Raw genomic sequence first — 22,369 nt, 5'->3', positions numbered from 1 at the left:
GTGCAAGTATTATTTATTCGGTACGCGCTTATCAAGTATGGAATCGATCAACCCGTACTCTTTTGCCTGGGCCGGATCCATGAAGTTGTCACGGTCGGTGTCCTTGGCAATGGTTTCAATATCCTGTCCCGTATGATGCGCCAGGATTGAATTCAGTGTGTGACGAATCTTCAGGATCTCGCGGGTGTGAATCTCGATGTCCGTCGCCTGCCCCTGATAGCCTCCCAGCGGCTGGTGAATCATGACGCGGGAATTAGGCAGACACGCGCGCTTGCCAGCGGCGCCGCCAGCCAACAAGAACGCACCCATGCTGGCCGCCTGCCCGATACACAGGGTCGCCACATCGGGCTTGATGAACTGCATGGTATCGTAGATCGACATGCCAGCAGTCACAGAACCGCCCGGACTGTTGATGTACAGGTGTACGTCTTTGTCAGGATTTTCTGATTCCAGGAAAAGAAGCTGGGCCACAACCAGGTTGGCCATGTGATCCTCAACAGGACCCACCAGGAAGATCACCCGCTCTTTAAGCAGACGAGAATAGATATCAAAGGAACGCTCACCGCGAGCAGTCTGTTCAATAACAATTGGCACCAGGCCGGAGCTGGTTACCATAGCAGGGCCATCAATCGGTTTTTGCGTCATCTGCGCCTGAACTCCTTCTGGACAGTAGATCGTGGACTCGCACCACAGCGTTATATTGTAGGTGTTATTGCACCCTATACTTTGCCAGCACCGGGCCCAGAAGAAAACAGCCGGACAAGCCGGCTGTTTTCATGGTCACCAGGCGAGCCGATCAAGTCACCGGCTCCAGACGAATCAGCGCTGAGGCTGACCAGCCTGCACGGCCTCTTCGTACTTGACCTTCTTCTGCTTGACCTTGGCCTGCTCCAGGACAAAATCAACCACAGCATCTTCCAGCACAGATGACTCGATCTGAGCCTTCTGTTCGGCGTTGCTGTTGAAGTGGGCAATAACTTCCTCAGGCTGTTCATACGTAGAGGCGATCTCCTGGATCTTTTCCTCTACCTTGGCGTCATCCGCCTTCAGGTCGTTTTTCTTAACCACTTCCTGGAACAGCAGACCAGTTTTCACGCGACGCTCAGCCTGCTCCTGGAAAATTTCCTTCGGCAGCTGCTGGAAGTCAACCTGGCCGCCGAAACGCTGAACAGCGTCCTGACGGAGGCGGTCGATCTCCTGATCCACCAGGGCAGCCGGAACCTCCAGTTCGGTGGTTTCCAGCAAGCCGTCAACGACGTCGTTCTTGACCTTGTTGGACACCGCCTGCTTCAGCTCACGCTCCATGTTCTTCTTAACTTCCTCACGGAAGCCGGCTTCGTCTTCAGCATCAATGCCGAACTTCTTGAAGAACTCGGTATCGAGCTCAGGCAGCTGGGGCTCTTCAACCTTGTGGATCTTGATTTCGAACTTCGCAGGCTTACCGGCGAGATCTTCGTTGTGGTAGTCCTCCGGGAAGGTCACTTCGATTTCCATGTCTTCACCGGCTTTACCACCCTGAACGGCCTTCTCGAAGCCCGGAATCATCTGGCCAGAGCCCAGAGTCAGGCGATGGCCTTCGGCAGCGCCACCTTCAAATTCTTCACCGTCGATGAAACCCTTGAAGTCGATGGTCAGCACATCCTTGTTTTTGGACTTGCGCTTCACTTCTTTCATAGTGGCCTGCTGGCGACGCAGGTTGTCCACCATATTGTCGATGTCTTTCTCGCCAATTTCGGAGGTCAGCTGTTCAATGGAAATTTTGCTCAGGTCACCCAGCTCAATCTCTGGCAGCACTTCGAAGATGGCAACAAATTCCAGATCCTTGCCTTCTTCCATGGTCTTCGGCTCAAACTTCGGCCAGCCAGCAGGGTTGATGTCCTGCTCCTGAAGGGCCTTGATGTAGTTGTCGCGCATAACTTCGCCAACAACTTCCTGACGAACGCTGTCACCGAAACGACGCTTGACCACGCTCATGGGCACCTTACCCGGACGGAAACCATTCAAACGCACGGTGCGTGCAGTTTCCTGCAGGCGTTTCTGAACCGCCTGGTCAATTTCCTGGGCGGGCACACCAATCGTCATGCGACGCTCGATGTTGGAGGTCGTTTCAACAGACACTTGCATGGAAGATCCTCAAATTACAGGTTCGGTATGTGAATGAAATAAAACTAAAAGTCCTGTTCCGGACGATTCCTCACGGGGCGACCGAAATTTTAAAAGGCGGTAGTTTATCACGGTTTGCACTGCCGAGAGAATCACCTCTGGACCATACTTCTACCCCGCCAACCTACTCCCGGTCAGCCCAAACAGATATGCGGACTAGCCGAAAAAATGAGAAGCCCGAGTAGAAAGCTGCAAGAATTCTCAAAGAAAAGTAAAAACTCGCCTCAAAACAAGAAAGCAGAATTAGCAGACCGCAGGCAGCGGCGTAAAGTTGCGGAAATAAATCTAAGAAAACATAGAGGAAGAGAAGGATAAATGGTGCGAGCGGAGAGACTCGAACTCTCACATCTTTCGATACTGGAACCTAAATCCAGCGCGTCTACCAGTTCCGCCACGCTCGCGTATCACTCGTTGAATTCAGAGACTGACGCCCAAAGGAGAAGTTCAACAAGCTGGAATCAAGAGAAAAGTGGGGTGGACGAAGGGGTTCGAACCCTCGACCGCAGGAGTCACAATCCTGAGCTCTACCAACTGAGCTACGTCCACCACATCGGGACATACCTTCCGGTATTTTCGATCACTCAACTTTGCTGATTCTGATCGACGCTGGCTCTTTCCACACCGACCGCTTAATGGCACGCCCGGCAGGACTCGAACCTGCGACCCACGGCTTAGAAGGCCGTTGCTCTATCCAGCTGAGCTACGGGCGCATAACCGTTCACCCACCTGAATATTCAGAAAAGTGGTCGGGGTAGAGAGATTCGAACTCCCGACATCCTGCTCCCAAAGCAGGCGCGCTACCAGACTGCGCTATACCCCGATTCGCCTGAACAACAAGTGCCTCAGCAAAGTTGGCGCGCATATTACCGGCGCTGAGCCACCGCGTCAACAAGCATTTTCAAATCCACCCCAAAGGCACTTCTGCTTTGTTCCCTCGCCCTGGCAAAAGTTCCCCCGAAGCGCTGATTGGCCTATACCCGGAAGCATGAGACAATGCGCAGCCTTCATTTACTTACGTCCAACCGACAAGACGAAACATGAGTGCCAAACTGATCAACGGAAAAGAAATTGCCGCAAAAGTTCGCCAGCAGGTAGCCGCCGGCGTTGAAACTCGCAAACAGAAAGGCTTGCGAGTCCCGGGGCTGGCAGTAGTTCTGGTCGGCAACGACCCAGCATCCGAAGTTTATGTTGGAAACAAGCGTAAGGCCTGCGACGAAGTCGGATTCCTGTCGCTATCATACGACCTGCCGGAGGACACCACCCAGGAAGCCTTGGAAGCCCTGATCGACGAACTGAACGAGAACCCCAACGTTGATGGCATTCTGGTTCAGCTCCCGCTGCCCTCGCACCTAGACGCAGCGCCCATCCTCCTGAAGATCCGCCCGGACAAAGACGTGGACGGCTTTCACCCTTACAACGTTGGCCGCCTCACCCAAAGATCACCGACGCTGCGCCCCTGCACGCCGGCCGGGATCATCACCCTGCTGGACAGCATCAGCACACCCTATAAGGGCCAACACGCGGTGATTGTCGGTGCGTCTAATATTGTCGGCCGCCCCATGGCCATGGAACTCCTATTGAAAGGCGCAACCATATCCATCTGTCATCGCTTTACGCCAGATCTTGGAAAGTTCGTGCGCGATGCGGACATACTAGTGGCGGCGGCTGGAAAGCCGGGACTGGTGAAAGGCGAATGGATCAAGCCCGGAGCGACCGTGATTGATGTGGGCATCAACCGTATGGACAACGGTAAATTGACCGGTGATGTGGAGTTTGAAACCGCTGCCGAAAGGGCCGCGTACATTACGCCGGTTCCTGGTGGTGTTGGGCCGATGACGATTGCTACGTTGCTAGAGAATACGCTGCACGCGGCGGAAGTTTTGCATAGAGACTAAAAAGCGCACCCCAAACACACAGACTCAACAACCCATTTATTTATTCCAAAATATTCAACAGGAAGCCATTCAGGATCCCCGATCTTCTGAATGGCTCACCCGCTTTTCCATAAAAACATCATCGTTCGGCAAATCTGATTGGCACGAGGGTATCCCAGAAGTTAGGAAGGAGATACCCTCACCCCCCCCTCAGAGAGAGTCATTTAGTAACTGATACGCCATTCGCCAGAAGGATTTATCCATTAGCCCAGCGCCACGGGACTACGGACCAACCTCAAACTCATTTAATGTAGAAAAAAACGACACTTTAAACAACACTGATAAATGATACACGTTTAGCTCTATGAATAATCGATAAGATGGGAGTCAGGCTTAACCGATGGAGTGGCTAGATGAACACTGAAAAGGAAAAACACAACAGCGAACCATTGAATCCAAGGAAAATTGAGCAAATTAACTCGCTCACTCTCCTAAAAAACTTGGCATTTAGATTCAGATATTTTGTCAGCACCACCTATCGCAAGACTTTGCGAATAATTTTCTATGAAAGATTTTCTAACCACCAAATATGCCATTTTTCTTTTCACAAAAACCTGACTGTGTACCACCTAAAAGTAGCGAGAGAATTCGCGCACGAGACCGCAAGAACTCAGAGGCATTTCAATAGCTTTAAAGAGGAATTTCTTGCGTCTAGCGCGCTTGATATTCGTAGCGTAAACAACCATTTTATTGATATTGGAAGATTGCGGGAGTTTAACCCTGACTTACGGGCAAGCCTCTTTGTGAGAGATCCCCGAGATTTAGTTGTTTCAGGATATCATTATCATAAGCGTGGAGCAGAATGGTGGTGAAAAGTACGGAAACCATCTGAAGATACACTTAAAACCGTGAACTTAAATCTACCGGAAAGGTTTCTTCAAGGGGATGAGTCGATTAGTGAGTGCCTCTCACGACTCGACGAAGAAACTGGTATTCAGATGGAAATCGAGATGAGAACTCCTCATTTCGAGGCTCTAGAGCGATGGCTGGAGTATGCGAAACGCGACAACACACTGAAGGTCATGACCTATGATGACGTTTTCACTGACAATGTTTCTGCAATGGAAGAATTGGCAAAGCATTATCAACTGACTGATTTTGAAAAAGCAATATGGGTTTCGAAAGCGAGGAAATATGCCCGCCAAAACGTAGTTACTCCTCACATCCGTGATGCATCACCTTCACAATGGAAACAGAGCTTTACCGAGAAGCATCACAATTTTTTCGATAATCACTTTCCTCACTTATTAGAGCACTTCGACAGCCCCAAGATTTTCTCCGGCACTCATTACAAGCCCGCACCTCAGAAGGAAGCCTTTCCGGAGTTAATAGACCCCAAGAGACGCAAGAAATCATAACCCCGTTATCATTTCCCGCTGTTTTATAAGGCGATTCCTGTCGATTGGATTTTTACTATGCAATTATTCGGAAGTCCACTCCTGGAGAAGCCCAGGGTAGCTATTGCATATCGATGTTTTTCGGAGGATTAGGGGGAGCCCCAAAAAGCGGAGGAATAACAACCTCCTCTTCGGGCCGAGAATCGTCCACGACGAGTGAATAAGCAACCAGCTTCGCAGGTTTAGGCCACTTCATTGCCACCCATAGCAACTGCCTGTCATTGTCCCAATACACCCCGCCTAACTGAGTCGGAGTCCGAGCCTCATCCGTGAAAGGCAGCCCGCTCTTAGGCCACTCAAATCTCTGTGCGTCTAACTCCCAAGGCTGTAGTTCCCCAGCCGCTACCCTCTCCAAGTCAGCCGGGTCATACACCAACCCTACCCGCGCATAGTTTCCATCGGGATAAGCCTGATTTTCTGTCTCAGATTCATGATCCGACCGGTTTCCGCCGCTACTATCTGGACTGTAAAAAACACTAGGCTCCTTGACAAGGAAATACTTGCCAGAACCGCCATCTCCCTGCGCCCGATAATCGTGAACACCCCGGCCATGATTATGAGTAGCGACAACTCCCTTTACAGTCGGATGATTTATATGGGCAAGGCCACCAACATCGCCCGCTTGCCAAAAACCATCCTCAGCGTCAGGATCCTTCCAGATCGGCAACTGAACTTTATCGTAAGTATTCGGATCAAGGCTCGGGTATGTGTAGTAAGGATCTCTTCGCGCCGGATAGTCGTCAGGATGATCTATGATGAAGGTTGCGTGCGGATCACCAACATTCCAGCTTCCCAAGGCGGGACCTAACGGAGACCCCAAAACGTCATACCCCCCTCGCCCAAGCATGAAGTCATTACCTTTGGCTACCAAAGCGCCCCAAATAGGGTCATTGACCCGCATAAAGCCAGCACCTAGCGCTTGCAAAACATGGAAGTTAGCTACGTCATTGCCCGTATCGTTAGGATCTGTGATTGAGTAAAAGGTTTTGGCTCCCGTATTCATATCAACGGCCGCGAGCGTATTCTCCGCGAACCCAGAGCGATAGGACTTGCGGACCGACGCAAGAACAGTATCTGCATCAAGCCAAAACGCACCCGCTGTCGTACCATTATCGACTTGCTGCAATACCGGCTGATAACGACCCATAGTCAGCTCGGGCCACGTTGACACGTCCCCCGTTCCCAGAGCCCCCGGTTCTTCCAGCTCGACCACATAACCTGCGGGGTGACCAAACACCCACTTGGTTGATCCCGGCAACTTATCAAGCGTCAATGTGCTCCAAATCATGTTTGGAGTACCAAGCTCGTCCTGAAGTTCGGGGATCGCGAACCCACCCTGAAGCTCCAGATAACGCCCTTTGAGTAGCACCTTGGTTTCTTGGCCATAGACCTGCTGTGCAACTAAAGCAACAAAAGTCCCGACAACAACTTTTCTCCATAATCCGGAAAATTTAAAACTTTTTTCAATGAGCATGGCTGGGACCCCGCTTAAAATCACAAAGATGTACCAGTTCACTTGACGCTTTGTGAGCCAATTTGGGCGCGAACGAACCAGGCAGAATACTTACAATTCCCAATGGCCGTGGCGTGAGATAAATCATCAAACTAGCGCCTTAGTCCGACTCAAGGCTCAAATTTTCTAGCTGTCTCTGACAGAACCGCTTATCAAAAAGTAGGTCAAAATCCGCGAAAATACTATGCTTTCGGTTTCGACAACACCATAAGGTTAACGCCTTCCACCCCTCCTCTGATGTTTCTTCCAATACTCTTGTTAGAGCAGACTCTCCGGGGCCTCGGTGGTGCCTTCATCGCCGCGTCGGACCATCCATGACTCGGTTCGTTATCCTAAGCCTCAACTTCAAAACCCAGCCCCTCGCCAGTCTGAGTGCCGCTACATCTGTAACCATCCCCTAAAATCGGTGCATGCGTAATTAGAGTTCTCCGGCCTACAATGAGGCAAACGGAGAACGGCATGAAGAAATCACGGTACAGCGAGTCGCAGATCGTTAAGATCCTGAAGGAGGTCGAGGGCGGTCGCCTGGTCAAGGAAGTGTGTCGGGAGTACGGGATATCTGACGCGACCTACTACAACTGGAAAACAAAGTATGGCGGCATGGAGGCGTCTGACGTGAAGCGCCTGAAGGAACTGGAAGAGGAAAACCGCCGCCTGAAGCAGATGTACGCCGAGCTCAGTCTCGACCATAAGCTGCTGAAGGATGTGATCGAAAAAAAGCTGTAAAGCCAGCCGCTCGACGAGAACTGGTGGATTACCTCAAGCAGGCGCATGGTGTCAGCATCCGCAGAGCCTGCCGAATCGCTGGCATCAGTGACTCTGTATACCGGTATCGGCCGGATACTTCCCGGGATGAGCCGGTGATTTCAGCCCTTCAGAACGCCACTGAACGCTATCCCGCGTATGGCTTCAGCAAGCTGTTCAAGGTGCTTCGGCGATGGGGGCATGCCTGGAATCACAAGCGGGTCCATCGCCTGTACTGTGCGCTCAACCTGAACAAGCGACGACGAGGCAAAAAGCGGCTTCCAACCAGAAATCCTGAACCACTGGCGGTACCCAGCACAGCAAATCACTGCTGGTCCATGGACTTCATGAGCGACAGCTTGTTCTGCGGTCGCAGGTTCCGCACGTTTAACGTAGTTGACGATTTTAACCGGGAGGTACTGGCTATCGAGGTTGACCTGAACCTGCCAGCACTGAGGGTCATACGGGTTCTGGAGCGCATCATCGCTTGGCGGGGCTACCCGGCCAAACTACGCATGGATAACGGACCAGAATTCATCTCGATTGCCTTGGCAGATTGGGCTGAGCAACGCGGTATCGAGCTGGATTTTATCAAGCCGGGCACCCCCACTCAGAACTCGTATGTTGAGCGCTTCAATCGGACTTACCGGGATGAGATTCTGAACATGTATGTCTTCCGGAACCTCACCGAAGTCCGAGAACTGACCGAATCCTGGATGACCGAATACAACAACGAGCGGCCCCACGATTCACTGGAAGACCTGACGCCATGGGAGTATCTGGCGAAACACCAACGGGCGGAAAACTCTAATCAGTGGTGCAACTGAAACAGGGATGTTTACAACTGACAAGATGCGCCTTGCTGGGCGACCACAAGTTCATAAGCCTAAACCGAGTTTTGCACTTTGGCAGCCTCACCCATTGTCCCTCGATATTCTCCCCACGCCTCTCTGAGGCGGGCGAACTCTACGCGTGCAACAATTTTAGGGAGATAGCTACATCACCTTCTAACCAACTTCCGCTCTCGTCCGAGGACTCTACTGATAATTTTTTTATTTTCCTGGCTAAGCAAAAATCTAATAAATGCTAATTTACTCCAAAAAATCCCAGGAAAAAAACAGCGTCCCTTTATCATGAAATGGATAGACTGGAGCAAGGTCAACCTTTCTCTCAACCCTAAAACACAACTCACGATATAAGAATCTATATGGCGACTGTCTACAAAAGACAAATCTCTATTTTCAGAGAATATTTTCTTTAATTTTAATAAGGCAGAAACGTAGTAAACTGCATCATCGACACTCCCGACCTTAAATTGAGGCAGGAGCACTCTGAACTCATCGGTTGACTGCGATAATATAAGCTCATTTTTTATATTCATCCAGGATATTTTTTCTTGAACTTTAAGCTGATCACTCCCGCGTAAAGAGCTGACCGCATCAGGGTGAAGCCTGTACTTCTGAAGAGGCTCTGGTAGATTTTCAACCTGGTGAGATCTGGAAACTCTAGACCATAGTTCATAATCCTCTGCGTACCTATACTGCTTGTCATAAACCCCTATTTTTTCAACAACATCCCTTCGAAAGACCGAAGAGGAATGTGCGACACAGTTATTAAAAAGCAAATTCCATCGAACAACGTTGCAGCCAGTTGGATGAATCCAATTTGAAATGAACTTACCTTCTCCATCGATCATCTCTAAACCACAGCCCAAGACCCATACATCTGCATTATTTTCTAGATAACCCACCTGTTTTTGGAGCCTATTTTTGAGAGCAATATCATCAGCGTCCTGCCTTGCAATATACTTACCTCTTGAAAACCCAATCCCTTTATTTAAGCTTTCTATCAAACCTTTATTGCTCTCATTTTTTATGTATAAAATACGAGAATCACGATAAGATTCTATTATCTCACCCGAACGATCGGAACTGCCATCATTTACAATTATAAATTCAAAATCTTCGAAGCTTTGATTGATAATGCTTTCTATAGAATATCGTAAAAATTCTTCACCGTTGTATACAGACATGACAACACTAACCAAAGGCATATCCCGAGCTTCAGAAATATTCCGCTTCACGACTGCTCACCTTCAAAAATCAAGAATTTTCTACCAAGACCACATCTTTTCAGCGTGATATCCCAAGTGTCCGTGACTACTTCATGGAAAACTACCCAAAGTGCCACACTGAAGCCTCATCCATCCTAACCGCCACCACCACTTTTTAAATTGAGATTTGTGGAAAATGTGAATACAGGCAGCCTCCTTAACCGAACCTCTTTATTCTGCTCTACCAGCCCGGCTTACCGACCTCAGTGACAAACCAAAAGGCAACCTATCGCAAACATGTCAAGCGCATCAGTTCAAATCGACTAGGCGAGGCGCCTGAATCTTCGACAATACCAACATCGCATCAAAACATAGCGCGCTTACGAACAAAGCAGTCCCAGGGCAACACCTAAACCAGTCCACAAAAAGCGCCTCTGGACAGTAACGCCTATTTTACGTTCTTGTAATAAATTGTATCCTGCCTGAGGTATAAGCGGTTGGCAGATACAAGATGTTAAGGAAGGCTCTAGACAATCTACCACTCTCCAGGCCCTACCTCATCACTACGGTGGTTGCGGCCATTATTTTCTATCCCACGTGGATCAGACTCGGCAAAGCCTGGCTTGAATTTGAGCAAGTTCTGGCCCATGGTCTTGCCACCGCAACCATCTTTCTGGTGCTACTGCTTATCCACCCCCCTGCACTTGCGAACCACCAGGCGTACTCTAGGCCACATTACCTTGCCGGCGCTGTTCTGCTAGTTACGACAACGCTAATTTGGGCCCTTCTGGAACTGGTTCGCCTCGACACACTTACCTTCATGGTGCTACCGGCCGGTCTTATAACAATGGCGTGGGCGTTTCTGGGACTGCAGGGAGCACTCGCATTTATACCCCACGTTCTCCTTTTTTCGCTTTCACTACCGATTTGGGCGGATATCGTTCCATTCCTTGTTGAACTTGCAAGCATGGTTGTTGGCTCTTGGGTAAGCTGGCTTGGCATGACAGCCCTTATTGAAGGCAACAGCATCACGTTGCCCTATGGCCGAATGGTCATTGCCGATGGCTGCTCTGGTATTCGCTACTTTGTAATCTCGATTTTGCTAGCCATGATGACATCGATCCTGAATGATTACCGCTGGCGCGGCTGGCTGATCACTCTGGCAATTTCAGCCATAATTGGCCTTGTTGCCAACTGGGTCCGCATAACCATCTTGGTAGTAGTTGGCCATGAAACAAACATGCAACACGAATTGATCAACGATCACGAGACCATGGGATGGATTGTCTACGCAGGCTTTATCCTACCAGCCTTTTACTTTTCTCCAGCGCACAAAAGGGACCCCGACTCCGCTGCCAAACCAGCACTCACTTTGTGCAATAGAACCAACCTCATTACAGTGCTCTTAGCGATTGCCGCCGGCCCGTTAGCCCTGGCGATTATTCAGAGCCCCTCCTCAGCTGACCCATCCTGGAAGCTTGAACTGCCAGAGAGCCAAATCAGCGATGCAGACGACCTTCCAATCACCCTCGAACTACCCGAGTCATTGAACCTCGAAGCTTGGCGTTCAGGCGACCTCTGGGCGCTGTTGGCACAAAGCCAAAAAAAAACCGCCGACCAAAAACTCGTACCCTACCTGCCGAGAATGTTTGACACCTCCCTCTGGCAGTTACAGGAAACCTTCGGACGAGGCCTCCATCGCTACCGAAACATTCAGACCAACGAACAGGTAATCGTCGGCCAATGGTTCCAGGTTGGCTCTCACCGTGGCTGGACATATAAAGAGGCAAAACTCTTTCAAATACCTGCAATATTGGCACAAGAAAAGCAGTTTGGACTGATCGTACTCCAGAACAGGTGCGCACAGAGAAACTGCGAGCGCGCCAGAGAAAATGTCCAGAATGCAGTGAACTCAATTCAGTTGGCCAGGTGACCCATGGAAGAAGTCCTACGAAATCAAGAAGTTGACGCCACCTCACCGACCGCCCGGCGCCAGCCCCGAACAAGAATCTTGCACGTCACGTTCAATATGGGCTTTGGCGGAACCGAACAGGTTATTCGCCAATTAGTCAAAAACCTGGATCCAAACCGTTTTGTGTGCGAGATAGCCTGTATTGACGGTGAAATAGGCGCCATCGGAAAGGAAATGGAAGCCGACAACGGGATAAAAATCCACTCGCGGCAACGAGGTTCCGGCCTCGACTGGAAAATCATTCTCTGGCTCAGAAAGCTGATCAGGAATGACCACTTCGACATCGTCCACTGTCACCAGTACTCACCGTACACCTACGGTTGGTTTGCGCATTGGGGTACCGGCGCAAAGTTGATTTTCACCGAGCATGGACGATTCCACCCGGACCGATATCGAAAGAAAGCTCGATTCATCAACCCCCTAATCGCCCGCACAACAAAATCCCTAGTGGCCATATCCTCCGCCACTCGAGATGCACTGGTTGAATACGAGTATCTTCCAAGGCACAAAATTGATGTTATCTACAATGGTATTGCGCCACTGAAAGTGAGTGTTGTGCGGCGCGAGACTTTGAGCAAAGAATTAGGATTAAAAACAGATGAAATTGTCCTTGGAACTGTGGCACGCCTAGACGCTGTAAAAAACCAGGCACTGATACTGCGAGCTACACGTGCTCTTTTGGATAAAGGCTTAAAGATTCGCCTTCTGCTTGTAGGTGACGGCGCCGAGCGAGAAAACCTTGAAGCACTCGCCAAAAAATTGAAATTAGGACCAGCTGTCATTTTTGCAGGTTTTCAGACAGAACCCGCCGACTACCTCAGCCTTATGGATGTTTTTTTACTACCTTCGTTTACGGAAGGCACTTCGATGACATTACTTGAGGCCATGAGCCTTGGGATCCCCACCGTGGCAACCCGAGTTGGAGGGACGCCCGAAATTGTTATGGATGGGTACACAGGAATTCTTGTAGAAAGTGGCGATCTGAAAGGATTTATAACAGCACTCCAAACTCTGATTGACATGCCAAAGAAAAAACGGGAGATCGCACAACAAGCAAAATCTCGATTCAATAAATGTTTTTCTGTCCAGAAAATGGTTGAACAATATGCCTGTCTGTACGAAACAAACCGAAACACATAGAACTCCAACTAACATTTGGATCCCCCTTCTTTATCGGACCCTAAATCTAATGTTAGTGCGCCCTATCATTCACAAAACTTTTCTCACGAATCTACTTCATAGCTCTTTAGCTCTCATTCATTATTTTTATGGAAAATCAGATGATTAAAAACCTATGGTTTAAATTCCTAGAGAAATCATTACGCTCCTCCACCATCCAAAGCTGGATCATCGACTATTTTCCAGATACATCTGCATCCAGAAACGTCACAAACTATTCCAACCCCTACATCACCAAAAAACCTTTGATACAAAATACCTCAAAACGCCCCATATTTATAACTGGTAGGTTTAGAAGTGGTTCTACATTATTATGGAATATTTTCAGAAAAATTAACGGTTACACTGCGTACTATGAGCCTTTTAATGAACGAAGATGGTTCGATTCAGCGTATCGCGGCGATTTTACGGACAACAGTCATCGAGGTGTAGATGATTACTGGCGAGAATATGAAGGCTTAGATTATTTGGGTTCACATTATAAAGAAAACTGGATTAGACACCGCCTATTCATGGCTGAAAACGATTTTGATATTAACATGTATAATTTTATAAAAAAGCTGGTAGATGATGCCGAGGGAACGCCAGTTCTCCAATTTAACCGAGTTGATTTCAGATTAGGCTGGCTACGGAATGCATTTCCAGATTCATCAATTATCCACATATACAGAAACCCAAGAGATCAGTGGTGCTCAAGCCTCTGGGGAGACCAAAATTACACGAAATATTCAAAAGGTGATCAAGGTTTTAATGATCGCTTCTACCTAAATACGTGGGTAATGGATCTTACAAAACAGTTCCCGTTCCTTTCTGAATACGAAGATAAACACAGATACTATCATTTTTATATGCTATGGAAGCTATCTTACTGCTATGGACAAAAATACAGCAACAGCAGTGTCTCATTAGAGGATCTTTCTAATAATCCGTCTCCCGAGATCGATCGGATTTTATCAGATATAAATATCAAGCCTTGCTTTCACAAGCTGGATCTATCATTTATCGAGCCGCCCCGAAGTACCTGGAGAGATTATGCAGACGAAAACTGGTTTCAAAAGATCGAACAGGACTGCGAAGAGGTACTTGATCAGTTCCTTTCTCCAGCAACCACTGACGTTGAAATGAAACAATAGGACCGGACGCCTCTATATTTTACACGCGTCATTTAAGTAAAGACCATTGACAGAATCATCAACCTCTAGTCATATCATCAGCATAAAATAAAAAAAACAAAAAACTCACTTTTATATGAAGGTACAACCAAATACCAAACAAAAATTAACAAAAATAATTACTGCACTCTAAAACCCCTCCCTTGCACTTAATTAAACCAGGAAGTTAAACCGGCAGGTAGCGACCATACTATGTAAAATTCAAGTATTTCACCAAGTAGATTGCCGGCAAACACTAATTATTTAAAAATAAAGTGGTGTAATTACAACCCGCCCACTATAATAGTATCTTGATTTAAATAAACACTGAGAAAGAAAGTGCCAAGGAAATATTTCTCACGATCGCAGGCCCGCATGATGACCAAAAAATCCCACAAAAATACGCCAGCCCCGGTTTTTTTAATGGGCACCCAACGTTCCGGGACAACCCTATTGGCCCGCGCACTGTCTGCACACCCCGAAATTTTCGTTAAAAACGAAATCGAACTTCCCTATGTGTTTGGGCACAGCTATGACAAACAAGAACTTATAAATGCAATCGAAAATCTCGTACTTGAAGAAACCACCACTTCGGTCAATGAGCTTTTTGCGCAGGGAAAAGTCAAGCTTTGGGCACTTAAAGATCCACAGTTAACCGACCATATTGATGAATTACGCCCATTTATCCAGGACACACTGTTTGTTGTTATTGTACGTGATGGCCGAGGTGTGACCAATTCTTACATCGAAAACAAATGGGGACTCGGCACCAATGCTTATACCGGAGCACAGCGTTGGAAACGTGAAGTAGAGCAACAGGAGGCATTTATTAAAACAGCACCCGATCGCTTCCTCTACATCCGTTACGAAGACCTAGTGGATGACCTCAAATCAACAATGGAAAGGGTATGCTCGCATTTGGGCGTGGAATTCCATCCCAATATTCTCGAATACGACAAGAAAAGCGCCCACATTCACAAGAAACGTGAAAACATTCATACGCACGATAAACCCGATCCACGCTTAGCCGAAAAATGGCGCGGAAAACTGACCCCCTTTGAGATCGGTGTGATCGAAATGGTGGCAGGTGATACATTGCAACGTCATGGCTATGCACTCTGCGGCCCGAAGGTGACCCTGAAGAACTGGCAGATTCTTTTTTATCGCGCCCATCAGAAAATCATAGGCGAATTGCAGATTCAATATCGATGGCGCCGAGCTAAACTCAAGAGTGTTATGGGAAAGAGGCGCCGCGTAAGGCGATAGTCACGCTCTTAGGCGGCTACGTATCCACAAAGCCTGATCAAGTGCATTAGTTCACACCCGATTCTATATAAAAAACTGCTAAGTGCGCTTCACCTAATCATAAAATTATATTTATAGTCTAAGCAGGCCTTATCCGCGATTACATCATCGCTTAAGCTGAGATTTTAGAGCCCAAGCACCTAAAATAAGTAAAATAACAGGAAAAATCCAAATAAACCAATATGAAAAATACTCAAAATAATATTTCTTACTTATAAAATGAGAAGGCCCCTCCCAAGAAACATATTCTTGTGAAAGGATATTAACGATTCCTAACACGTCTAAATTTCCGTAACCGGCGTTTCTATAAGCTTTCGCCACCTCACTTTTTCGAAATCTCAGTTCGTCCGTGGACATATTTAGCACAACCCCAAAATCGGGATCTAACACAAAATCTTGACCATTTAAAGAGGAGCTTACAACCACGTGCCCTGGAAAAGAAACGATCGTATTAGATATATCATTATTAGTGAGAATGGTAGACAGCGTCATGGATGCATCACCGCAGATACCTATGCCTCTCTCAATACTCTTTTCATGCTGCACAAAATGGTAGCGCTTATATTCTGGTATTCCGCTCAGGAGTCCCATTAAAAATAAAATGTAATTCTCCCAAACAGGCACTCTTAAATTATGTTCACCGGGATCCGTATCGTGCCACCTTATATGCGCCAAAGCATTATCAACATTTCTTGTTTGCCTGATTATATAATCGATAAGAGTTTCGTCATTCCTTAATATAGTATTTTCCATAGCTTCAGCAAACGGGATCGCTTCATCACCGGGAAATCTAAGCTCAGATTCCTTTAAGTGCTCTACCCTAAGGCTTTTGGTTAGGCCATAACTATTTAAGAGAAGTAAAAATACCCCCAATAAAATACAGCCAATCCCACAAACCTTTATGACTTTCTTCATTCCATCGGTTTCCAACTGCATGTTAAATTTTACGATCCTATCGATAGGCGATTACAGACGCTTTGTTTTAATTTTCTTGGGCACTTTCGATTCACTCCTTTTGTTGACACTGAAAATCACAGTAAATAGGCGTGTCTTTTGCAAAGATGTTCGCGTCGACGCAACGTAAATATCGCGAACGGTCGTAAATGAGACAACGAGCACCGGCGAACGCGAGTACCAACGAGTGAATTCGGACAATCAAACCTGAGCAGAGCAAGTCCGGACGGGCCAACGCTGAATGCATTCATCCAAGCCTGTTAGCACGACATCTATAGAAACCGCCGCATAACCACACGAACAATAAACTGCGTCGTCGCCAGACACACATTGTTACACTCTTTAAAGCCAGAATCTATCCATTCGACTTGAATCAACTCTACTATTGGCGATCATCTTCACTTCTGGCGGACCAACTAAGACCCTCGTCTGATCCACCGCCTCACCGATACGGCAGCGTTCAATTGATTGTTTCCATTGTAATTTATGGATTCGCTTCGAAGCAGCGCGATCGAAAAGTACGTGGCTATCGACACGGCGAGCGTTAGCGCGGAATTACCGCTTAGTGGAAAACCATGCGTGACTGTCTTCCTATCAATAGTCTATCCAAGAAGAGGCACTAGAAGATTTCTAAGCAAAAATGGCATTCTCAAAGGAGCGAACATTATGAGGTCAACTATAATAGAGCGAGGACCACGGAAAATTAGTTAACTCCACTGCTCAATGCAGTTAAACCAGAGGCCTCTGGAGAGCAGAGAACCGATCTATCACAGACCCTAAACGCCTGAAGAGATGACAAACTTTCCCTTTCTCTCTTATAAGCGCTGCATTCCCCACACGATTTTCTAAAGCCAGACGTCCCATGGTAGTTGCAGCACGATCGCCAAGCTATTCAGTAGCCTACCGACCGACCAGGTCGAGACGAACCCAAACCACGAGGAATCGAAAAAGAAATACCTCAACACCTCGCAAATCGGGTTCTCTGACATACACTTATTCATTGACGATTTCACACCGGTTCCACGCCGGATCCACCCGTATCCGATCAGAGATAACCGGAAGGACACGCCTCGCAGAGAGATAACCACTCTACCAAAAATCGTTTAGGGATAGGGGGCCATCTAGAAAGAACATACTCAACCGAGTTCCACTATATTAATGAAATAAATCAAACCGTTAAAATTCACACACCGCCAGTAGCGCTATAAATATACAATGACAAAGATTAATAATAATTTAATGAGTGTTTTTTTTCAAAATATTACCTCCACGTGTCTATTACAATCGACGACCCATGTTTATCTACTCAATCGAGGTCAAATAATTTGAATTACAGAAAGGAAATTGATGGTCTGAGAGCGGTAGCAGTGTTGCCTGTAATCTTCTTTCATGCCGGTTTTGAGAGATTTTCCGGTGGGTATGTAGGAGTTGACGTCTTTTTTGTTATTAGTGGCTATTTAATAACGAGCATTATTCTAATTGAAAAAGAGAAAAAAACGTTCTCACTTGTAAATTTTTATGAAAGAAGAGCCAGAAGAATTATTCCAGCATTATTTACAATAATGTTTGTATCCTTATTTTTTTCATGGTTTTTGCTACCCCCATTATTAATGCAGGACTTTTTTCAAAGTCTGATAGCGGTATCCTTTTTTTCTTCAAACATATTGTTTTGGCAAGAAACAGGTTACTGGGGAGGGGAAAATGAATTAAAACCCCTCCTTCACACCTGGAGTTTAGCTGTAGAGGAACAATTCTACGTACTCTTTCCCCTATTCCTGATGTTAATGTGGGGCTTTAGAAGGCGATGGATTTTTTCATGCCTATTAATCTTAGGTATGTTAAGCCTTTCTTTTTCCCATTGGGCTGCCTTCAACGATCCAACCGCGAATTTTTTCTTGCTTCCTTCCAGAATCTGGGAGTTAGCTATTGGCTCAGCAATAGCATTTTATTTTCTGTATCACGCGCCGTTTATCAAAACTTCTTTATCTCATAAGAGGCTCGAGGAACTCTTTGGATGGATTGGAATTTTTATGATTTCGTATTCCGTCTTTTATTTTGATGAACATACTCCTTTCCCTAGTCTATACACCATTTACCCAACCGTTGGTACGGCTCTTATAATAATATTCGCCAACGGTGAGACTTTTCTTGGAAAAATATTAGGATCTAGGCCATTCATTTATATTGGTCTTATAAGTTATAGCGCCTATCTTTGGCATCAACCTATATTTGCATATGCACGTCAAATCTATTTAGACGAGCCTCCTAAACTTATTTTTATGATTTTATCAGCAAGTTCCATTTTATTCGCTTACATAAGCTGGAAATACATAGAGGCGCCATTCCGAAAAAGGTCGCTATTCTCTAGACGACAAATTTTTTCATTTACAGCTCTGGGTTCACTGTTTTTCGTGGCTATTGGATTAGCAGGGCATTTCACAGGAGGATTCCCGAATCGTTATCCAGAGGAATTAAGATTCATTGCTAATCTGAGTTTGAAAGAGGTAAATGACGAACGACATCGAAATCGCGATGAATTGTGCAAGATGAGAATCAGTGACACTATTTGTGGAACCCTCAGTAATGACCTCCCTAATATTTTGGTTATTGGAGATTCGCACGGGCCAGATGGTCTAAATATTTTTAGTAATGCATTTCCCGGTGCAAACTTCCTAATTTCGGAACAAGGTGGATGCCCACTAATACATGATTTAACCGGGATTACCTACGCTTACGAACAATGCACGTCATTTAATAAAAATAGATTTCAAGAAATTGAAGAAATTGGTGAAAGTATTGATTTTGTGGTTCTCTCCCAACGAATGAGTTTTCCCCGTCTCGCAGGAACAAAGAAAACCATTTATTGGCTGCATAGCCTCGATTTACCTTTTGCCGTATTGGGGGCAGGCCCTTGGTACAAAAGGCCTGCCTCATCGCTAATCCTTCACTACAAAACTTTTATAGAGCTGGATGAAAAACTATCCAAACATAGCATTACCACGCACTATGGTGTCGATGCTAGGATAGAGTCTTTTGTGACCGATCTAGGAGGCTATTATTTAAAAAAACGAGATTTTTTCTGCCCCAAAGGAATATGTAAAAACATTCTTTCGGACGGTAGCCTCTTGATGTACGACGAACACCATTTGACCCTTCCAGCCGCAAAGATCTTTGGTGAAAATCTTCGTGATAATAAATATTTATTAGAGGTGTTAAATGATATTTAATAATTTATATTATCTGGAAAATGACATTTTAGTTAATTTAGTTAGCGAAACACCTATTTATAATAAAAGGGGTTTCTCCAAAGTTTCTGATCTTTCATAAATCTCGGAACCAAGAAGTATAGCTTCAAGCTTTACGGTATCACGCCATGTGAAACCAACTCACCCAAAACTTGTAACAATAGGCACAGCCAAACACCATTTACACACGAATCTAACACCTAGCTCTCTCGCCTTAGCACCTTCGCAGCCCACACCTAAAAAATAGCCTAAATCTAAAACCTCCTAAAAATATTATTTAAAAATATGAAAGTATTAAAATGGCGTACCAATTTTTACTTTACTTAATACCAAAATCTAAACTAAATTAAATCTAGTGAACTGGTAGACATAAACAATATTGCATTTTCAATGAAAGGGAAGGGTTTACACCGCCGCGCGACCGATAGCAGGATAAGATAAACCCCAAAAGCTCCCCACTACACGATGACTCTCGTTATAATACATATTTATCCTTCCAGGATTGGAGGTCTTGACCGAGTAGTTCTTCTAGTACCTCAACGTCATCTTTGACGATAGAAATATATTTTCTATCTATTAAATGTGAAGGCTGTTTTTTTCTATCCTTATCAAGAAGAAATCGCTTAAATATACTAAAAAGTCTCGTATTTTTTATTGAATTAAGTTGCTCGGAAAACCCCATATCTATGATTTTGTTTTGCAACTTAACAAGACCATACCTATTTTGAATGCCAGGATAGAATGATGCATTTCTAACATTGAATAGCGATTTTGGCGTAAAGTTTCTATCCACACCAATAAATTGGCATATATCACCAAAAAAACTCTCAGGATCTGATATTATCCTATCATAAAAATCTATATGTATATTAACTGACGAGAATAGTGAAAACATTCCTTTTATCTGATCACTATATAAACTTTTTTCGAAAAACCAGGGGTGCAATTTGATTGCCTCAGCAAATTCAAGGTCGCAAAACTGACCATGTGATTGAAATAAACGATATGCCGAATACGCCCTATCCAAAGGTTCCCTTAATATAACAATTAACTTTACATTAGAATCAAATTCAAAAATCCTTTGCATAGCCTCTTCCGAAGAGATATAGTCAGGAGTATATTCCCCGCTCACTTTATTTTCACCATCACACTGGAACAGTTTTTTATACCACTCGATCCCACGGTCGTAATTCCGATCAAAAAAATGCAACTCTTTTTCTGGTATATTAACCTCCGGATGCTCATTCAAGCACTCATATAACCAACTTGTACCACCACGTTGAACTCCAACACCAATAAAATCGGGACCACCGTTTCTTGAAATCACCAATATTGCTCCTGTTAAAATAGACAGTCAACTATTACCAAGATACGTCAAGAGCTTAACAATAATAGTCTACATAAATTATCAAAGCGTAATCTGACCTAAAACAAAAATCATGTTTTGTACCTATCACTAACCCTTACGTATGCTATAAGGTTAATTGCCAAAGCAATATAGAAAGGCTCGTATATAATTAAGTCAAGAAATAAGGAACAAACAAAATATCCAAGTATACTTATCGACGAACACACCAGAGCATAATAATCTGAGTCACTAAAATCTCCTCCTATGCGCTTCGCATACCTTAATCTCGTCCAAGCCATCCAAATAAAACCAAGAAATAGAAAACCAGTCGGAAGTCCAGTGTTAGCCGAGAAATTCAAAAACGCATTGTGGGCGACGTTAGAGGTTTCTCCCGGAGCTAAACTTTGTGATGCCGCTTGGAACATCTGAACGCCAGCGCCTAAAAAAGGATATTCCTCAATTATTAGCAGGCCTACTCGCCAAGATACCAACCTTGGGTCTAGAGGTTCCTCTGCAGATTCTTGCGCACGATCCACCGTATTATTGGTTCGATCCATCAATACAGCGCCCTGATAGATCAAAAACAACACGAAACCAACGCCCATAATGACATTCAATTTAGCCGATCGTATTATCGAAGCTACCAATAGCAAGCTAACACTAGACGCTAAGAGCGCGCCTCTTGATCCGAAAAGTACCATTGCGTGCCAAGCTAAAAGCACAATTGACGTAATTATCATCTTTTTCCAAAATCTATCAATGCGAAAAATCATAAAAATTAGAAAAGGCATACACATGACGATCAATGCTGCCAAAACATTTGAGTCCTTATAAGGACTTCCAGCGGGTCCTTTCAACCGACCAAACTCGAACATAAACCAACTACCATTTAAATAAGCAACATTCGCATAATACGTATAATAAACCCCAATAAGAATAAATATATAGCACAAGTACTTTAAAGTCTTTTCTTGTTGACAAAGACCTAGTACAACGAAATACATCAAAACTATAACGTTGATGGTATCTAGAATTAACTCAGGCGGCGTAGAAGCTGGACTACCTTTAAAAGGACTAAAATGGTGCGAGAGATGCATCAAAAAAAGCATAAAAATCAACATTATATTTTGTAAACGCTTGAAAACGTCAAACCTGTAATCATAAGAGGTGACAGTTAATATAAGGCCAATAATGGCAAGCCCGGCCGTTATATTAAAAATAGGAACACCCTGAAAGACCCATGGCCAAAGATACTGTGGCTGCAATAGACTGGTTGCAACATAGGCAAGGCTAGCTATCCAAGGCGCAAATATAAGGCCATATGCGCACGCACATATTAAAACAAAAACAATTAATTTACCCATAAATAGGCCTTACCATGTCTCGCCTTTTTATAACTTACAACTCACAT

At 45.5% G+C, this 22,369-nt stretch carries 16 protein-coding genes and 4 tRNA genes; 9 read left to right on the top strand and 11 right to left on the bottom strand.

The window, feature by feature from the left end; all coding sequences use genetic code 11:
* Positions 1–9: 9 nt before the first annotated feature.
* The 6 genes from clpP to K8I84_RS02860 form a co-directional block, all read right to left on the bottom strand.
* Positions 10–645, bottom strand: coding sequence for an ATP-dependent Clp endopeptidase proteolytic subunit ClpP (gene clpP / locus K8I84_RS02885; RefSeq protein ID WP_223793211.1), 636 nt, complete (start codon positions 643–645; stop codon positions 10–12).
* A 174-nt stretch (positions 646–819) separates the two neighbouring features.
* Positions 820–2,124, bottom strand: a complete 1,305-nt coding sequence (gene tig / locus K8I84_RS02880; protein ID WP_223793210.1) for a trigger factor — start codon at positions 2,122–2,124, stop codon at positions 820–822.
* A gap of 355 nt (positions 2,125–2,479) precedes the next feature.
* Positions 2,480–2,564 (bottom strand) — tRNA-Leu (locus tag K8I84_RS02875).
* A gap of 69 nt (positions 2,565–2,633) precedes the next feature.
* Positions 2,634–2,709, bottom strand: a tRNA-His gene (locus K8I84_RS02870).
* Between the two features lie 87 nt (positions 2,710–2,796).
* Positions 2,797–2,873, bottom strand: a tRNA-Arg gene (locus tag K8I84_RS02865).
* Between the two features lie 33 nt (positions 2,874–2,906).
* A tRNA-Pro gene (locus tag K8I84_RS02860) sits at positions 2,907–2,983 on the bottom strand.
* 217 nt (positions 2,984–3,200) lie between these two features.
* On the opposite strand from K8I84_RS02860, the gene folD reads away from it, so the two are divergent.
* The 3 genes from folD (at position 3,201) to K8I84_RS02845 (ending at position 5,455) form a co-directional block, all read left to right on the top strand.
* The gene (gene folD, locus K8I84_RS02855) at positions 3,201–4,058 is read left to right on the top strand and encodes a bifunctional methylenetetrahydrofolate dehydrogenase/methenyltetrahydrofolate cyclohydrolase FolD (protein WP_223793209.1); all 858 of its coding nucleotides are present in this window, start codon (positions 3,201–3,203) and stop codon (positions 4,056–4,058) included.
* Between the two features lie 392 nt (positions 4,059–4,450).
* The gene (locus K8I84_RS02850) at positions 4,451–4,909 is read left to right on the top strand and encodes a hypothetical protein (RefSeq protein WP_223793208.1); all 459 of its coding nucleotides are present in this window, start codon (positions 4,451–4,453) and stop codon (positions 4,907–4,909) included.
* A gap of 36 nt (positions 4,910–4,945) precedes the next feature.
* Positions 4,946–5,455, top strand: coding sequence for a sulfotransferase domain-containing protein (locus tag K8I84_RS02845; protein ID WP_223793207.1), 510 nt, complete (start codon positions 4,946–4,948; stop codon positions 5,453–5,455).
* Between the two features lie 100 nt (positions 5,456–5,555).
* Here the strand turns inward: K8I84_RS02845 and K8I84_RS02840 are convergent, their stop codons facing one another.
* Positions 5,556–6,968 carry a hypothetical protein gene (locus K8I84_RS02840; RefSeq protein WP_223793206.1) on the bottom strand — a complete coding sequence of 471 codons (1,413 nt, stop codon included), beginning with the start codon at positions 6,966–6,968 and terminating at the stop codon, positions 5,556–5,558.
* A 498-nt stretch (positions 6,969–7,466) separates the two neighbouring features.
* Here K8I84_RS02840 and K8I84_RS02835 point away from each other — a divergent pair.
* A protein-coding gene (locus K8I84_RS02835) for an IS3 family transposase (protein WP_223793205.1) occupies positions 7,467–8,578 on the top strand; the annotation gives its coding sequence in 2 pieces (ribosomal slippage) (positions 7,467–7,728 and positions 7,728–8,578; 1,113 coding nt in all).
* Between the two features lie 173 nt (positions 8,579–8,751).
* Here K8I84_RS02835 and K8I84_RS02830 read toward each other — a convergent pair.
* Positions 8,752–9,834, bottom strand: a complete 1,083-nt coding sequence (locus K8I84_RS02830; RefSeq protein WP_223793204.1) for a glycosyltransferase family 2 protein — start codon at positions 9,832–9,834, stop codon at positions 8,752–8,754.
* Between the two features lie 481 nt (positions 9,835–10,315).
* Between K8I84_RS02830 and K8I84_RS02825 the strand changes: the two genes are divergently transcribed.
* The 4 genes from K8I84_RS02825 to K8I84_RS02810 all read left to right on the top strand — a co-directional run bounded on the left by K8I84_RS02825 (position 10,316) and on the right by K8I84_RS02810 (position 15,372).
* Positions 10,316–11,737 (top strand): exosortase/archaeosortase family protein, encoded by a 1,422-nt coding sequence (locus K8I84_RS02825; RefSeq protein WP_223793203.1) that lies wholly within the window; start codon positions 10,316–10,318, stop codon positions 11,735–11,737.
* Between the two features lie 3 nt (positions 11,738–11,740).
* A complete protein-coding gene (locus K8I84_RS02820; protein WP_223793202.1) occupies positions 11,741–12,916 on the top strand; it encodes a glycosyltransferase in 1,176 nt (391 codons plus the stop codon).
* 140 nt (positions 12,917–13,056) lie between these two features.
* Positions 13,057–14,088, top strand: coding sequence for a sulfotransferase (locus tag K8I84_RS02815; RefSeq protein WP_223793201.1), 1,032 nt, complete (start codon positions 13,057–13,059; stop codon positions 14,086–14,088).
* Between the two features lie 393 nt (positions 14,089–14,481).
* On the top strand, positions 14,482–15,372 hold the full coding sequence (locus tag K8I84_RS02810; protein WP_223793200.1) for a sulfotransferase family protein: 891 nt from the start codon (positions 14,482–14,484) through the stop codon (positions 15,370–15,372).
* 144 nt (positions 15,373–15,516) lie between these two features.
* Here the strand turns inward: K8I84_RS02810 and K8I84_RS02805 are convergent, their stop codons facing one another.
* Entirely contained in the window at positions 15,517–16,347 is an 831-nt protein-coding gene (locus K8I84_RS02805; protein ID WP_223793199.1) for a hypothetical protein, read from the bottom strand.
* 1,343 nt (positions 16,348–17,690) lie between these two features.
* Here K8I84_RS02805 and K8I84_RS02800 point away from each other — a divergent pair.
* Entirely contained in the window at positions 17,691–19,592 is a 1,902-nt protein-coding gene (locus tag K8I84_RS02800) for an acyltransferase family protein (RefSeq protein WP_223793198.1), read from the top strand.
* Between the two features lie 493 nt (positions 19,593–20,085).
* Here the strand turns inward: K8I84_RS02800 and K8I84_RS02795 are convergent, their stop codons facing one another.
* Positions 20,086–20,937, bottom strand: a complete 852-nt coding sequence (locus tag K8I84_RS02795) for a sulfotransferase family protein (protein ID WP_223793197.1) — start codon at positions 20,935–20,937, stop codon at positions 20,086–20,088.
* Between the two features lie 110 nt (positions 20,938–21,047).
* Positions 21,048–22,322, bottom strand: a complete 1,275-nt coding sequence (locus tag K8I84_RS02790; RefSeq protein WP_223793196.1) for an O-antigen ligase family protein — start codon at positions 22,320–22,322, stop codon at positions 21,048–21,050.
* Between the last annotated feature and the right edge of the window lie 47 nt (positions 22,323–22,369).

This window comes from Marinobacter sp. F4216, from assembly GCF_019931195.1.
Taxonomy (GTDB): domain Bacteria; phylum Pseudomonadota; class Gammaproteobacteria; order Pseudomonadales; family Oleiphilaceae; genus Marinobacter; species Marinobacter suaedae.
Note: the sequence above shows the minus strand (reverse complement) of the source record. Positions and strands in the feature narration are given on the sequence as shown.

What these genes read in the sequence shown, in the direction of transcription:
- tig (WP_223793210.1), bottom strand. Translation starts at nt 2,124, where the DNA reads ATGCAAGTGTCTGTTGAAACGACCTCCAACATCGAGCGTCGCATGACG.
- clpP (WP_223793211.1), bottom strand. Translation starts at nt 645, where the DNA reads ATGACGCAAAAACCGATTGATGGCCCTGCTATGGTAACCAGCTCCGGC.
- K8I84_RS02850 (WP_223793208.1), top strand. Translation starts at nt 4,451, where the DNA reads ATGAACACTGAAAAGGAAAAACACAACAGCGAACCATTGAATCCAAGG.
- K8I84_RS02805 (WP_223793199.1), bottom strand. Translation starts at nt 16,347, where the DNA reads ATGCAGTTGGAAACCGATGGAATGAAGAAAGTCATAAAGGTTTGTGGG.
- K8I84_RS02815 (WP_223793201.1), top strand. Translation starts at nt 13,057, where the DNA reads ATGATTAAAAACCTATGGTTTAAATTCCTAGAGAAATCATTACGCTCC.
- folD (WP_223793209.1), top strand. Translation starts at nt 3,201, where the DNA reads ATGAGTGCCAAACTGATCAACGGAAAAGAAATTGCCGCAAAAGTTCGC.
- K8I84_RS02840 (WP_223793206.1), bottom strand. Translation starts at nt 6,968, where the DNA reads ATGCTCATTGAAAAAAGTTTTAAATTTTCCGGATTATGGAGAAAAGTT.
- K8I84_RS02810 (WP_223793200.1), top strand. Translation starts at nt 14,482, where the DNA reads ATGATGACCAAAAAATCCCACAAAAATACGCCAGCCCCGGTTTTTTTA.
- K8I84_RS02820 (WP_223793202.1), top strand. Translation starts at nt 11,741, where the DNA reads ATGGAAGAAGTCCTACGAAATCAAGAAGTTGACGCCACCTCACCGACC.
- K8I84_RS02825 (WP_223793203.1), top strand. Translation starts at nt 10,316, where the DNA reads ATGTTAAGGAAGGCTCTAGACAATCTACCACTCTCCAGGCCCTACCTC.
- K8I84_RS02790 (WP_223793196.1), bottom strand. Translation starts at nt 22,322, where the DNA reads ATGGGTAAATTAATTGTTTTTGTTTTAATATGTGCGTGCGCATATGGC.